The 14242-nt window shown below is 69.5% G+C and carries 13 protein-coding genes; 3 read left to right on the top strand and 10 right to left on the bottom strand.

Translation table 11 applies throughout. The features are described 5' to 3' along the window. Positions 1 to 41 precede the first annotated feature (41 nt). The 3 genes from VFZ09_RS13800 to VFZ09_RS13790 form a co-directional block, all read right to left on the bottom strand. Complete coding sequence (locus VFZ09_RS13800) at positions 42 to 2018, bottom strand: serine hydrolase domain-containing protein (RefSeq protein ID WP_329728018.1); 1977 nt, start codon at positions 2016 to 2018, stop codon at positions 42 to 44. Continuing rightward, the gene (locus VFZ09_RS13795; RefSeq protein WP_329728017.1) at positions 2015 to 3520 is read right to left on the bottom strand and encodes a GDSL-type esterase/lipase family protein; all 1506 of its coding nucleotides are present in this window, start codon (positions 3518 to 3520) and stop codon (positions 2015 to 2017) included. The genes VFZ09_RS13800 and VFZ09_RS13795 overlap by 4 nt, the downstream gene beginning before the upstream one ends. A 96-nt stretch (positions 3521 to 3616) precedes the next feature. Beyond that, a complete protein-coding gene (locus VFZ09_RS13790) occupies positions 3617 to 4060 on the bottom strand; it encodes a hypothetical protein (RefSeq protein WP_329728016.1) in 444 nt (147 codons plus the stop codon). Positions 4061 to 4086: 26 nt separating this feature from the next. Between VFZ09_RS13790 and VFZ09_RS13785 the strand changes: the two genes are divergently transcribed. Together VFZ09_RS13785 and VFZ09_RS13780 are read left to right on the top strand one after the other, a co-directional pair. Continuing rightward, the gene (locus VFZ09_RS13785; protein WP_329728015.1) at positions 4087 to 4434 is read left to right on the top strand and encodes an acetate--CoA ligase family protein; all 348 of its coding nucleotides are present in this window, start codon (positions 4087 to 4089) and stop codon (positions 4432 to 4434) included. 60 nt (positions 4435 to 4494) lie between these two features. After that, positions 4495 to 5688 carry an MFS transporter gene (locus VFZ09_RS13780; RefSeq protein WP_329728014.1) on the top strand — a complete coding sequence of 398 codons (1194 nt, stop codon included), beginning with the start codon at positions 4495 to 4497 and terminating at the stop codon, positions 5686 to 5688. Between the two features lie 78 nt (positions 5689 to 5766). Here the strand turns inward: VFZ09_RS13780 and VFZ09_RS13775 are convergent, their stop codons facing one another. The 5 genes from VFZ09_RS13775 to VFZ09_RS13755 all read right to left on the bottom strand — a co-directional run bounded on the left by VFZ09_RS13775 (position 5767) and on the right by VFZ09_RS13755 (position 12121). Continuing rightward, positions 5767 to 7863 carry a LamG-like jellyroll fold domain-containing protein gene (locus tag VFZ09_RS13775; protein WP_329728013.1) on the bottom strand — a complete coding sequence of 699 codons (2097 nt, stop codon included), beginning with the start codon at positions 7861 to 7863 and terminating at the stop codon, positions 5767 to 5769. Between the two features lie 131 nt (positions 7864 to 7994). Further along, entirely contained in the window at positions 7995 to 8603 is a 609-nt protein-coding gene (locus VFZ09_RS13770) for an imm11 family protein (protein WP_329728012.1), read from the bottom strand. After that, entirely contained in the window at positions 8600 to 9964 is a 1365-nt protein-coding gene (locus VFZ09_RS13765; RefSeq protein WP_329728011.1) for an AHH domain-containing protein, read from the bottom strand. Before VFZ09_RS13765 ends, VFZ09_RS13770 begins: the two co-directional genes overlap by 4 nt. A 184-nt stretch (positions 9965 to 10148) precedes the next feature. Beyond that, positions 10149 to 10688: an imm11 family protein gene (locus tag VFZ09_RS13760; protein ID WP_329728010.1), complete on the bottom strand. Its 540-nt coding sequence runs from the start codon at positions 10686 to 10688 to the stop codon at positions 10149 to 10151. 65 nt (positions 10689 to 10753) lie between these two features. Next, positions 10754 to 12121: an AHH domain-containing protein gene (locus VFZ09_RS13755; RefSeq protein ID WP_329728009.1), complete on the bottom strand. Its 1368-nt coding sequence runs from the start codon at positions 12119 to 12121 to the stop codon at positions 10754 to 10756. Between the two features lie 77 nt (positions 12122 to 12198). Here VFZ09_RS13755 and VFZ09_RS13750 point away from each other — a divergent pair, with 77 nt between their 5' ends. After that, positions 12199 to 13068, top strand: a complete 870-nt coding sequence (locus VFZ09_RS13750) for a hypothetical protein (RefSeq protein WP_329728008.1) — start codon at positions 12199 to 12201, stop codon at positions 13066 to 13068. A 15-nt stretch (positions 13069 to 13083) separates the two neighbouring features. Here the strand turns inward: VFZ09_RS13750 and VFZ09_RS13745 are convergent, their stop codons facing one another. Together VFZ09_RS13745 and VFZ09_RS13740 are read right to left on the bottom strand one after the other, a co-directional pair. After that, positions 13084 to 13965, bottom strand: a complete 882-nt coding sequence (locus tag VFZ09_RS13745; protein WP_329728007.1) for a hypothetical protein — start codon at positions 13963 to 13965, stop codon at positions 13084 to 13086. Then, positions 13962 to 14201 carry a hypothetical protein gene (locus VFZ09_RS13740; RefSeq protein ID WP_329728006.1) on the bottom strand — a complete coding sequence of 80 codons (240 nt, stop codon included), beginning with the start codon at positions 14199 to 14201 and terminating at the stop codon, positions 13962 to 13964. Before VFZ09_RS13740 ends, VFZ09_RS13745 begins: the two co-directional genes overlap by 4 nt. Positions 14202 to 14242: the final 41 nt, after the last annotated feature.

The raw sequence follows: 14242 nt of genomic DNA, 5'->3' as shown, positions 1-14242 counted from the left end.
AAAAGTCAAGAACAGGGGCCAGTTTCGGGCTCCCCGGCGGGTCAGCCCCCCTGGTCCGCGGCGCGTTCCTGGGACGGTTGCGGCGCGGGGCGCGCGGCGGGCAGGAGTCCGGCGTCATCGGGCACGGGGCTGCTGCCATCGGTGGCGCGGCGGGGCGCGGTGGCGGCGGGCAGCTCCGGTGTCTCCGTCCCGGGGGCCTTCACCTTGGCGAGCGCCTCGCGGGCCGGCGCCGACCGCGGATGCAGGGCCACGGCGCGCTCCAGCCAGCGCAGCTGCTCCTCCTTCCTGCCGCGCTTGCCGAGCAGGCCCGCGATGCGGACCATCTCGTCCACGTAGTCCGGGTGCAGGGAGGTGTTGGCGGTGGCCAGCTCCACTGCGGGCCAGAGCGCCTCGGGGTCCTTCACCTCGTCCAGCCGGACGCGCCGCAGCTCGGACACCTGCGCGCGTTGCCACACCTCGTCGAAGTGCCGCCCGTCCTTCTGGAGCGGCTCGCTGAAGCGCAGCGGAGCGGGACAGGGCACCTGCTCGCAGGCGGAGAGGTAGTCGGTGAAGAAGGCGAGCGGGCCACGCTGGGGGTACTCGCGGAGCTTGTCGGGGCCGAAGGTCTTCTCCAGCGTCAGGGCCATGTGCGCGCCCACGCGGATGAGCAGCGAGCCCTCGCGGGGCTGGTGGGCCTCGCGCACGCGCCGCAGCGCGGCCTCGGGGTCCTGCGCGAGGGTGGCCCGGTCGAGCAGCGCGGACACGCGGGTGAAGGCCTCGGACATGTCCCCCGGCTCGGGGAGCACGCCGGGGCCACGGGTGGCCCACAGGTGGTACGAGAGTCCGTAGGTGAAGAGCCGGGCGAGCCCCTCGTGCACCACGGCATCCACCGGGTCCACCAGGTGCGCGTCGCGGCGGACGAGCCCGTCCTCCAGCAGCGTCTCGAGGATGCGGGTGGAGATGCGCCGCTGCCGCTTCGCCTCGCCCTCCAGGTTGCTGGCGATCGCGATGACGACGTCCTCGGCGGGCAGCATCACCAGCAGCGAGGTGGTCTCCGGCTGGCCTCCGGCGTGGGCCACCATGTAGTGGCCGCGCAGCGGGTAGGTGGCGAAGCCCAGGCCGTAGTCGGTGAGCTGGCCCTCGCGGGTGCTCTGCGAGAACTGCATCATCCGCGCGGTCTCCAGGGGCACCAGCTTGTGCTGGAGGATGGCCTGGCCGAAGGCGAGCAGGTCCTCCACGGAGGCGCGGGTGCCACCGCCGGCGAAGCGGCTGGAGACATCCAGGAAGTGCGAGGGGACGAGCTGTCCCCGGTGCGGGCGGTAGCCCACGGCGTGTTGCTTGTCGCGGGTGCGCGGGTCATCCAGCGCGGCGTGGCGCATGCCGGCGGGGCCGAAGACGTGGGCCTTCAGGTAGCGGCCGTACCCCTGGCCCGAGGCCTTCTCCACGGCGGCGCCGAGCAGGTTGTAGCCCCAGGTGGTGTAGACGAATTGGGTGCCGGGCTCGGCGGCGAGCGGCTTGTCGGCGAAGAGGGCGAGGGCGCCCGCGGTGTCGAGCGGCTGGGTGTTCTCCGCGGCCTCGGGCCCGTCGTAGTGGGGCACGCCACCGAGGTGGCCGAGCAGCTGGCGGACGGTGAACGTCCAGGGCTTCTCGGGGTACTGGGGCACCCAGGTGCGCGCGTCCGTGTCGAGCTCGAGCTTGCCCTCCTGCACGAGCTGCATCACCGCCACGGCGGTGAAGGACTTGGTGATGGAGGCCATGCGGTACGTCGTCCGGGGCGTGGCGGGCAGCTTGTGCGCGAGGTCCCGCAGGCCATAGCCCCGCACCCAGCGCATGCCGCCGTGGAGCACGCCCACCGAGAGCCCGGCGTAGGGCCCCTTGGCGAGCTCGGCGCGCACGAGCGCATCCAGCGCGCGCTGTACCTCGGGAGGAAAGGGCGCGTCCTTCTCCCGGGCCGCTGCGGCGGCGGGGCGAGCGCGGGCCGGGGCCGGAAGTGGCGCGGTGAAGCAGAGGAGGAGGAGGGCGGCGAGGAGTGCTCTCACCGCGCCTCCTCGGAGGCCTGGAGCGGCGGGGCGAGCGCGGCCTGGCGGCGCGGGTCCGCGGCGTCCACCCAGGAGCGCAGCAGCGCATCCGTGATGAGCTGGCCGAGGATGTCGAGCCCATGGCCGCGCGGGTGGACGAGGTCCTCGTGGACGAGCCCGGCCTGGACGAAGCGGGCCAGCGAGCCGGAGCCGCCCATGGCGGAGAAGATGTCGAAGAAGGCGCAGCCCTCGGAGAGGGCGATCTGCCGCTCGATGGAGATGACCTCGTCGAGGTAGGGCCGCTGGACGAGCTTGCTCGGGCCGTTGCCGCCGCGCACGGCGTCGATGGGGCCCACCACGAGGCAGGCGCTGCCGGGAGCGGCGGCGCGCGAGCGGCGGACGAAGGTGCGCAGTCCCTCCTCGACCTCGGTGAGCTTGGAGCGGCCCCACTCGAGACGCTTGGCCTCGTTGCCGCCGAGGATGAACAGGAGCAGGCGCGGGGAGCGCTCGGCGAGCTGGGCGCGGAAGATGTCCTCGCGGGCACGCAGGAAGAGGTTGGCGTCGGCGGAGGGCACGCCCAGCGTGTCGAGCACGATGCCGGGACGCTGGTGCTGCAACACGACGCCGAGCACCGTGGCGCCACGGCCCTCGGCGACGACCTCCAGGTGACGGGCGCCCTCGGGGATGTCGAAGGAGAGGGCCTGGGCCTGACCGGAGCCCTGGGGCTCGGCGCGGGCGAGCTCCTGACCATCGGCGTGGACGGAGAGGCGGCCGGCGCGAGGCACGTCGAGCCACCACAGGGTACCCCGCGGCTCACGGTCGAGCGCGAAGCGGCTGCTGGCCTTCGTGGTGGTGGAGCGGTGGTAGATGCCGGTGATGCCGAAGGGGAGCTCGGCGAGCTTGAGCTCGCCCAGGGTGCGAGGCTCCCAACCGCCGCGAGCGAAACCGGCGCGGACGCGGGGCCCATAGGCCGCGAGCCGGTCCACGGCGAGCACGCCGCGCCCACCGTCTCCGAAGGTGGCGCCGAGCTCCTCGCGGATGACGTCCACGATGCGATCACCGGCGATCAGCGAGTTGCCGAACGCGGAGATGACGGTGGGGGAGGAGGCCGCGCGGGAGGAGAGCGCGTCGAGGGACTCGAAGAAGGGGGAGAGCGCGGTGCGGGCGCAGGTGGTGCCGGCGGGCGCGACACAGGGGTCCTCGAGGTGGGGCTCGTGGACGCCGAGCTTCTTGCCGAGCTGGTACAGCTTGAGGGCTCGGGGAGAAGGCGGAGGCAGCGCGCGGCTGACGGCGGGAGCCGGGGCGGAAGGAGCCGGGGCGGCCTGGGCGGGAGCGGAGGCCTGGGCGAGCCGGAGGGACTTCTCGGGCGAGGCGGCGGGACGAGGGGCGCGCGGAGCACGGGCGTGGCGGGGAGCCGGTGGGTCCGCGGGAGCTGACCAGGACGACGCCCACAGGAGGGCACCGAGGAGGAAGGGAACGAGGAGGACGACCGCCCACCGCCTGCCACGAGAAGCTTGGAACATGCGGCGGGGAACTCTAGACGAAAGACTCCCACCGAGACAGGAACCGGCCGAGAAGCCGGGGCACGTAGCAGCCTGTCGCTCGGCTGCTCACTCGCTTCAGGGAAGCGCCTTGTCCGTGCGGCGCAGCACCTCGCCCTCCACCACGGTGGTGCCATCGGGAGACACGGGGTGGCCGAGTGTCGCGACGAGCTTGCGGTGGGCCTCTTCCAGGCGGCGGTGCAGCGTGTTGAAGGTCTGCTGCGCCGTGCTGGGCATGTCCTCGGTATAGGTGAAGTACCAGCGGAGCGTGTCGAGACACTCGTAGAAGTGGTCCACGACGGACTGCTCGAGGACGGGCAGGTGGACGAGCTCGTGGAAGGTGGCCGAGGCGTAGCGGGTGGAGAGGGTGCTGAGCATGGGCTCGCGGCTGCGCAGGCGGGAGAAGAGGACGAACATCTCCCCGCGGCGGGCCTCGAGCCGGCGCATGATGTTGGCGGCGTCGAGGGCGATCAGGTTGCGGACGCGGGCGGTGGCCTCATCGGACTGTTTGCGGCGAGCCATGGCGGCGCAAGCCTACCCGATGTCCCGTGCGCTCCACTGCGGTGGTGCTCAAGCTGCACTCGCATCGGATTACCCACAAGTCGGAGGTGGGCGGGGTGAAGCTGAACCTGGGGACGGCGCGGGAGGTGCGCGAGGCCTTCGAGGCCATCCGGGGGAAGCTGGACGCGCCACGGCCCGGAGGTGGAGGAGGAGGAGCTGCCGCGGCTGGCCATCCACCCGTACCCGGTGAAGTACGTGGAGCGGTGGAGGATGAAGGAGGGGGAGCCGGTGGTCATCCGCCCCATCCGATGCTCATCTGCCGCAACCCTGGGTTTCAAATCATCCACTCGGGGAGTGTGGGTGACAACGTGGTGAAGGCGGTGAAGGAGCTCTGAGCCGGGGAGGTGCCCGGGGGGGTCTGGAGTCGAGGGGAAGCGTCGGGCTAGAAACCCGGGATGCGCACCCCCCACCCGGCCTTGCGTCTGCTCACGCTGTTGCTCGTGAGCATGATGACGATCATGGCGAGCGCCGCCATCTCGCCCTCGCTGCCGCGGCTGCGGATGGCCTTCGAGTGGGTGCCAGGGATTGACCTGTGGGTGCGGCTGGTGGTGTCGCTGCCGGCGCTGTTCACCGCGATGGGGGCGCCGCTGGCGGGGGTGTTGATCGACCGCTTCGGCCGCAAGCGCCTGCTGGTGGCGGCGGTGGCGCTGTATGGCGTGGCGGGCTCGCTGCCGGGAGTGCTCACGTCGCTGCCGCTCATCCTGGTGTGCCGGGCGCTGCTGGGGCTGGCGGTGGGAGGGCTGATGACGACGGCGGCGGCGCTCATCGCGGACTACTACGCGGGCCCCGAGCGGGGCGTGGTGCTGGGGCGCCAGGCGGCCTTCATGGGCGTGGGTGGCTTCGTGTTCATGCTGGGCGGGGGCCTGCTGGCCGACATCCATTGGCGGGCCCCGTTCGCCGTCTACCTGTATGCCTTCCTGGTCCTCCCGCTCATCCTGCTGTTCCTGCCCGAGCCGGAGGTGAAGCGTGGGGCGGCGGCCGGCGGAGCGGCGAAGGTGGCGCTGCCGTGGAGCACGCTGTGGCAGGTCTACGCGCTGGCGATGACGGGGATGATGATCTTCTACCTGATTCCGGTGCAGCTGCCCTTCCTGCTGAGGCGGCTGGGGGTGCAGTCCTCGGCGCTGGCGGGACTGGCGGTGGGCGTGTCGACGGTGGTGGGGTCGGTGGTGTCGCTGCGTTACGCGCGGGTGAGGCAGGTGCTCGGGTACCGGAGCATCATGGCGGTGCTCTTCGCGTGCATGGCGCTGGGCTACGTGCTGGTGGGCATGTCCCAGTCGTACGCGGCGGTGGTGGGAGGGCTGGCGGTGTCGGGCCTGGGGCAGGGCTTGCTGACGCCGAACATGGCCAACTGGGCGGGCGAGGTGGCACCGGAGGCCGCGCGAGGCCGGGTGATGGGCCTGCTGACGACGAGCCTCTTCCTGGGACAATTCGTGTCACCGCTGCTCGCGCAGCCGTTGATTGGCGCGGTGGGACTGAGCGGCGCGTTCCTGGCGGCGGGAGGCCTGCTGAGCACGCTGGCGGGGACGTTTGGCGCGCTGGCGTGGCACGCGGCGCGGGAGCGGAGTGGGGCGGTCCAGGGCGCGGAGTGAGGCGCGGGTGCGCTACTTCAGAAGCACTGAACCCCCGCCCTCCGGGAGAGAGGACGGGGGGCGGTACCTGGGCGGGTGTTACGGCTGGTAGGCGTCCAGCAGCTTGAGGCGCCAGCCCTGGGGCCACAGCTCGTCGTACTTCGCGCGGAAGTCCTGGGAGGACCAGCCGTAGACCTGGATCTCCGACGCGGTGCTGGGACGCCACACGGCGTTGTAGAGCACCTGGCCGTTCAGCACGTAGGACTGCAGCAGGTACAGGCGCCAACCCTGGGGCCACAGCTCGTCGTACTTCGTGCGGAAGTCCGCATAGGACCAGCCGTAGACCTGGACCTCGCCCGAGGTGCTGGGGCGCCACACGGCGTTGTAGAAGACCTGGTTGTTCAGCACGTAGGACTGCAACAGGTGCAGGCGCCAACCCTGGGGCCACAGCTCGTCGTACTTCGCGCGGAAGTCCGCATGGGACCAGCCATAGACCTGGACTTCGCCCGAGGTGCTGGGACGCCACACGGCGTTGTAGAAGACCTGGTTGTTCAGCACGTAGGACTGCAGCAGGTGCAGGCGCCAGCCCTGGGGCCACAGCTCGTCATACTTCGCGCGGAAGTCCGCATAGGACCAACCGTAGACCTGGACCTCGCTCGAGGTGCCGGGGCGCCACACGGCGTTGTAGAGCACCTGGCCGTTCACCACGTAGGCCTGGAGCTGGTGCAGGCGCCAACCCTCGGGCCACAGCTCGTCATAGGCGGCGCGGAAGTCCGCGTACCGCAGCCCCTCCGCCTTCTGCTCGGCCACGGTGGTGCGCTGCCAGACGGCGTTGTAGCGGGCCGTGGGATTGGCCGGAACGCGGACGACCTCGCCCGGCTGCGGGATGCCCCGGAAGACGTGGTTCCAATTGCCCAGCGCGTCGCGCACCTCGTAGTTGGAGAAGACGACCGGGAAGGTGACGAACCCGGCGGTGCCATCGCGCATGTCGGTCGTCGCCAGATGCAGGTGATGCGCGCCCACCGAGGCCCCGGTGTCTCCGGTCAGCGCGAACTTCTGGCCGCGCGTCACCGCGGCGCCAACGGTGACGTCGGCGCTGTCCTTGCGGATGTGGAGGTAGCCGGCGATCTCCCCGGGCGCCTGCTCGATCTCCACCATGTTGCTGCGATTGCCGGTGCCCGACACCCCGCTCTCCTCGACGGTGACAACGCTGCCCGGCGCGGCGGTGTAGAGCGGGGCGCCATCCGAGCCGTTGGGGTACACGCCGCTCTGCGGCTTGTCGGCCAGGACGAAGTCCCAGCAGAACGAGGCATAGCCCTTGTGCGAGCCGCCCGCGGTGTCATAGCCCTGGATGACCTGCCACGCCTCGCCTGTCTTGAAGGGGAGCGTCATCTCCACCTGCTGGGTGGGCAGCGGCAGGGCGGGCGCGTCCACGGTGTTGCTACGATTGCTGGACACGGCGATGCGCCGCGCCGAGCCCTGGAACGTCACGGGCCGGGCCAGCTTCGCCGGGAGGGTGCCCTGGTTGAAGGTGTAGCCGGCCAGCAGCCCGCTCTCGTTTCCGGTGAGCTGGGAGACGTTGGTCATCAGGTATTGAATCTCGGAGGCCGAGAGCGCCCGGTTGAAGACCGCGACGTCATCCAGGAAGCCGTAGAACTGCGCATTGCGGCCATTCACCGTCTGGCCGGTGGTCCGCTTGCCGAGGCGCAGCGTGCCGCTCGGCAACTGGGCATCCGTGCTCGAGACGGAGAGGGGCGTGGAGAGCGCGACCCCATTGAGATACGCGGTGAAGACGCGCGTCGTGCCGCTGGTGGTCGCGGTCACGGCCAGGTGATGCCACTCGCCGGCCTTCAGCGTGACGGCGTAGCTCCTGGAGACCGAGCCGACGGCCAGCAGGAGCTTCGTTCCGGACACGCCATAGTCCCCCTGGCCGATGAGGAGGCGCCCTCCGCCATTCTCGGCGATGAAGGGGCCCTCATAGGCGTTGGGGAACTGCGGCATGAAGCGCAGCACATACGTATGGTCGGCCGCGAAGAACTCCGAGAAGTCGAGCGTGGTGTCGACGTGGCCCTTCCAGCTCACTCCCGCGGCCATCGATTGCGCCCGGGCCGCCGGAGCCATCAGGGTCGAGAGGCTCAACCAGAAGAGACAGGCCACCCAGAACGACGAGAGGAGTCTTCCAAAGAATCGCTGCATCGAGGCTGCCTTCCTTTCCGAGAGTCCGCTCGCCAGGTACCCCCCGGGGACGGCTCGTCACGGAGTCAGCCTGTCTACCATGGTTTTCCTGTTATAAATGTAAAAACAAGGAAAACAGTACAGGCTGGGGCTCAGACTTCGAGGAATTTGGCCCCGGTGATGCCCGCGGCTTCCATGGCGGACTTGACGTGCTCGGAGACGATGAGGACGACCTTCCAGCCCCAGGGACGGAAGATGTGGGCGTCCCCGATCTTCTCCGGGTCCACCTTCAGCCCTCGAACGTTCTGGTACTCGCCTAGCCTGTCGGGCTCGTCATCCTCGGGTCCCCAGTAGAACACCTCGTCACACCGGGCGTCGTCGATGCACCGGATGACTCGCAGGGCATTGAGGATGAACCAGGGCTCCGTCTGCCCCTCTATCTCCACGGGGATGAACTGCACGTCCTTCTGGAGCTCCAGACGTTCGAAGAGCGAGACGACCCGCCGGTGGATGACGGGAACTCCGATGGCGTGACTGAATTCGAGCGCGAGGCCCGCTGGCTTCATGGTCAAGGGAATGGGCTTGTCGATTTCCAGGATACGGCCCTCCTTGAACCGCCAGATGTTGAACAACTCGCGCTGGTCATCTTCTTCGCGCCCTCTCTCGGGCTCGCCATCCGCGAAGAGTGGAAAATCCAAATCCCAGCGCCCTGGGATGTATACGTCATCGTATAGCTTGTAATAGCGTGTCCGCGCTGTCATGGCTTCCTCGTGGCGAGCTTGTTGAGTGTGGAGCCCGGTGTACAGATTTCCCCTGCAATCTTGTCGAGCGCTGTCACGAGCTTCGCTCGGCAATCGGCGGAGGTTCTGCAGGTTCCAAGCGCCCGCTCCAATCGCTCGAGAATGTCACTGTGGTAAGCCTCGGGATGGGGCCCCTGGTGGTCTCGCAGATAGACGACGTTCGCCGGGTCATCCAGGCTCATCCCCGCCCGGTCGAAGATTTTTTCGAACCGAGGAGTCCAGGGACCGCCGCTGCTCTCGGAGATGTCATTCTTGTTGGTGCACAGGTGGTGGCGCTGGTGGCCGTCCCGCCCCGACTCCGCACAGGCCCCCGTGGTCCGCGCCGCGCTCACCGCCGACGTCACCGCCGTTGCCGCCGTGCTCCCCGTCACGCCCATCAACACCACCGTCCCGTCCGCCACGCTCACCTGCGCCCGTGTCCCCGCCACCACCCTCACGCTTTCTCGTGCGCCCGCTCCCGCCAGGGCGAAGCGCGGCGGTGACAGACTCGCCCACAGCCCGCCCCTCGGCACCTCCGGCAGCCCTCGCGCCAGCTTCGCCCCCGCCACCGTCACCAGTACTCTCAGCCCCACGCCGCCCAGCGCCTTGCCGAAGCGCTCGGCCACCGCCTCCAACTCCTCGCGCGTCCTGGCCGCTTCCGCCTCCCGGTACAGCGTCAGGCAGGCCAGCCCCACGTTGTAGAGCTCCGCCGCGCTGTACGTCAGCAGCAGGGCCAGGGTCACCGCTCCCGCCAGCGCCTTGGAGAACACGGGCTCGGGTGCCGCCCAGGCCAGCGCATACAGGGCCAGGGACGTGCCCACGGACAGCAGCACGGCGGGCGAGCTGAAGAGTTGCACGGCGGCTTCGCGCACGCCCTCGCCCATGTAGCGCGGCGAGAGCCTCAGCGCCTGGAACCACCGGGCACTCTCCAGCGAGCCGGGCAGTTCCACCAGGGCCGCACCCAGCAGCGCCTCGTACTCCTCGCGCACCCGCCTCTCCAGGGCCGAGGGCCGCGGGTCCTGCGGTGGTGGAAGGCCGGCCCTCGCCCGCGCGTGGGCCTCCGGCAGCAGCGTCAGCCCAGGCCTCGCGGGTGTCTGCTGGAATTCCCCCTCCATCGCCGCCACCACCTCCCGGGCCTGCGCCACCGTCCACAGCGCCAGCGCCGGGTGAGGCTTCACCCGCTGGAAGCGCAGCCGCAGCCCTTGCCCCGCCTCCCCCTGGTAGCCGCTCACCTCCACCGGCACCAGCACCGGCAGCGCTTGCTGGGCTCCGGCCGGTGTGGCCCGGAGCGCCAGGGCCACCAGCATCAACAGGCACAGGGCGTGCGTGACTCTCGGCTTCATGTCTGGCTCCTTCCGCCCTTGGCAGTCCAGGGAGGGGACGGGGCTCTTATGCCAGCCTTGGGGCGATAGCGAGCGCGCGCCCGAGGCGCCCCAGGAGGAATGGCGGGTACGCCTGCGCTCCCAGGCCGAGCCGCCCCACGTCGCGCTGGAGGTGGAGGAGGCTCCGGCTTCGGGCCGGCTGTCTTCAGACTTCGAGGAATCTGGCGCCGGAGATGCCCGCGGCTTCCATGGCGGACTTGACGTGCTCGGAGACGATGAGGACGACCTTCCAGCCCCAGGGACGGAAGATGTGGGCGTCGCCAATCTTCTCCGGGTCCACCTTCAGTCCCGCGACGTTGCGGTACTGCCCCAGCTTGTCCGGGCGGTTGTCCTCGGGCAGCCAGTAGAGCACCTCCTCACACCTGGCATCGTCGATGCACCGGATGATGCGCAAGGCATTGAGGATGAACCAGGGCTCCGTCTGTCCTTCTATCTCCACGGGGATGAACTGCACGTCCTTCTGGAGTCCCAGACGCTCGAAGAGCGAGACGACCCGCCGGTGGACGATGGGAACCCCCATGGCATGACTGAATTCGAGCGCGAGGCCCGCCGGTTTCATGGTCAAGCGGATGGGCTGGTCGATCTCCAGGACGCGGCCCTTCTTGAATCGCCAGACGTCGAACAACTCGCGCTGGTCGTCTTCCTCACGCCCTCTCTCGGGCTCGCCATCCGCGAAGAGTGGCATCCTCAAGTGCCAGCGCCCCGGGATATAGACATCGTCGTATAGCTTATAATGCTGTGTCTGCGCTGTCATTGCTTTCTCGTGGCGAGCTTGTTGAGCTTGGAGCCCTGCTTGCAGACCTCCCCTGCAATCCTGTCGAGCTCGTCCACGAGCTTCGCTCGACAATCAGCCCGGGGCCAACAATCCGACAACGCCTGCTCCAATCGCTCGAACACCTCGGCGTGGTATGCCTCGGGATGGGGTCCCTTGTGGTCTCGCAGGTAGACGATGTTCGCCGGGTCATCCAGGCTCATTCCGGCTCGTTCGAAGAGTTCCTCGAACCGGGGCGTCCAGGGGCCGCCGCTGCTCTCGGAGATGTCATTCTTGTTGGTGCACAGGTGGTGGCGCTGGTGGCCGTCCCGCCCCGACTCCGCACAGGCCCCCGTCGTCCGTGTCGCGCTCACCGCCGACGTCACCGCCGTTGCCGCCGTGCTCCCCGTCACGCCCATCAGCACCACCGTCCCGTCCGCCACGCTCACCTGAGCCCGTGTCCCCGCCGCCACCCTCACGCTTCCCCGCGCGCCCACTCCCGCCAGGGCGAAGCGCGGCGGTGACAGACTCGCCCACAGCCCGCCCTTCGGCACCTCCGGCAGCCCTCGCGCCAGCTTCGCCCCCGCCACCGTCACCAGCACTCGCAGCCCCACGCCTCCCAGCGCCTTGCCGAAGCGCTCGGCCACCGCCTCCAACTCCTCCTGCGTCCTCGCTGCTTCCGCCTCCCGGTACAGCATCAGGCAGGCCAGCCCCACGTTGTAGAGCTCCGCGGCGCTGTACGTCAGCAGCAGCGCCAGGGTCACTGCTCCCGCCAGCGCCTTGGAGAACACGGGCTCGGGTGCCGCCCAGGCCAGCGCATACAGGGCCAGGGACGTGCCCACGGACAGCAGCACGGCGGGCGAGCTGAAGAGTTGCACGGCGGCCTCGCGCACGCCCTCGCCCATGTAGCGCGGCGAGAGTTTCAGCGCCTGGAACCACCGGGCACTCTCCAGCGAGCCGGGCAGCTCCACCAGGGCCGCACCCAACAGCGCCTCGTACTCCTCGCGCACCCGCCTCTCCAGTAGTGCCGAGGGCCGCAGGTCTGGCAGGGGTGGAAGGCCGGCCCTCGCCCGCGTGTGGGCCTCCGGCAGCAGCGTCAGTCCAGGCCTCGCGGGTGTCTGCTGGAATTCCTCCTCCAGCGCCGCCACCACCTCCCGGGCCTGCGCCACCGTCCACAGCGCCAGTGCCGGGTGGGGCTTCACCCTCTGGAAGCGCAGCCGCAGCCCTTGCCCCTCCTCCCCCTGGTAGCCGCGCACCTCCACCGGCTCCAGCACCGGCAGCGCTTGCTGGGCTCCCGCGGGTGCGGCCCCGAGCGACAGTGCCACCCACATCAACAGAGACAGGGCGTGAGTGACTCTTGGTTTCATGTCCGGCTCCTTCCGCCCTTGGGAGTCCAGGGGCTGGATGGGGGCTCTGACCATACTGGAACGCCGCCAGGCGGGAGATGCGCTACAAGAGAAGGGACGAGGAGGTGCTCATGGCGGGCAGCCGGTTCTTCAAGGGGTGGTTGGGGCCGTTCAAGCTCATCCGGCGGTACACGACGCGCCAGCCGGAGCCGGAGAGCCGCGAGCTGGGCCGCGTCTACGAGGCGCGCAACGTGCTCACGGACAAACCGGCCCTGGTGCTCATCCCGAGCGAGCGCGCGCCCGTGGAGCCCCAGGAGGAATGGCGAGTGCGCCTGCGCTCCCAGGCCGAGCCGCCCTACGTCGCGCTGGAGGTGGAGGAGGCTCCGGCTTCGGGAAGGCTGTCGCAGTTGCGCGGGGCGCTCGAGTTGCTCGGAGCCGCCGTCGAGCGGCTGGGGAACGGGGAAGAGGCGCGGGTCCACCTCACGCGCCCGCCCATGGGGCCGCTGGAGGCGCTGCGGCACCGGGCAGGGCGCGCCTGGAGGTGGACGCGCGCCAGCCGCGGGCGCACCTTCGCGGTCTGCTTCCTGGTGTACCTGTGCTTGCGCCTGGCCGTCCACCTGGTGGAGATGGAGGTGTATGGGTTCAATTGGGACATGAGCCCTCGGGTCGTGGAGCGGGAGGTGCCCGTGCGGCCCTCGCCCGTGCGCCGTGCGCCCGCGCTGATCAACAAGGCCGCGGTGGGGCAGGGCGCCATCGCCTATCCCCTGCCTGGGAGGCCGTTCGACGACCAGGCCAAGGCCCCCTGCATCCCCAATGAGGGCGAGGTGGAGATCAACGGGGGCTGCTGGGTGGAACTCGCCAAGCGCCCGCCCTGTCACGACAAACAGGCCGAGTACAGGGGCAAGTGCTACATGCCGGTCTCGGCGCGCTCGCGAAACACGCGCGAGCCCCGGTCCTTGCGCCGGTAGAGCCAGCGGCGCGCCTCACCAGTCCGGCTCGCACGTCCAGTCGGACTTCGTGTGGAGGCGGTCACATTTGTAATGAGGCCCGCAGGCCTCGGGGACGGCCGGGTCACAGCTCTTCCTGCAATAATGCATCTGGCAGACGAATCCCTCGGGGCAGGCAGGCGTGTGCTCCTCACCACAACGGATGAGACACGTCCCCCAGGCTTCGCGCGGATGGTCGAAGACATTCCACATGGAACACTTCTGGCTCTCGGGGCAGGGCGTCCGCTGGCAGTTCTGGCCATACACCTGCGCGCAAACCGACACACCTTTCTCGCCGCTGGGCTGGATGCAGTCCTGGCCCTCTGGACACGCACGGCCCTCACACGTGGGCAGGCAGGAAGGCCCATCGAGGCCCTCGCGGCAGAAGAATCCCTCCGGACAGCTTTCAGGCTCTTCCACCCGGCAGGGCCGGCCACACCGGCGGTCCTGGCACAGCAGGCCCCGTTCACATGACGCTTCTCGTGAATCGGACATGTCCAGGCATGGCTCCCCCTCCTTGCGCACGCCCACCAGCGTGCACTGGCGCAGGCGGGGACCTCCCTTCCGCGTCTCCATCGTGCGGCACACCATGTCTTCCGAGCACTGCTGATCCGTCATGCACCGGCTGTCGGTGCAGTACCTCCACATGGAGCGCGCATTGAAGAAGCACGTGAGCGGCGGCTCGCAGTCCGCGCGGCCCTTGCAAGGGCGCTGGTAGCTCATCAGGCTCTGGCGCTCTCCGGGGGAGAGCATCGGAACGAGCTTCACCTCGGGAGCCGGCCGCAATCCTCCGAGCATGGCCGTATGGATGGCCCAGGCGAGGGGCAGGAGCAGGAAGAGGCCCAGCAAGGGGGCCAGCGCCATGCGCCAACGGCTCATGGGTCGACCTCGAACTGACACGCATGAGGGCATTTCTTGTCCTCCCACAGCTCTGGGGGAACCTCACATCGACTCTTCCACTCCTCCTCGCTCAAGTAGCAGTCATGCCGGTGCATCTCCTCCGCGAGGTCCTTCGCCATGGCCCGGTCGATGGTGCCACCTTCCCGCCATGTCTCTGGACACCCCGTCCCCATCACCATCCACACCGTGGACATGAGCACGCCTCGCCAGCGCATGAATCCTTCTCCTGAGGGCTTTCTACTTCTCTCTTAACGCG

Source organism: Archangium sp., assembly GCF_036277355.1.
Lineage (GTDB): Bacteria > Myxococcota > Myxococcia > Myxococcales > Myxococcaceae > Archangium.
Note: the sequence above shows the minus strand (reverse complement) of the source record. Positions and strands in the feature narration are given on the sequence as shown.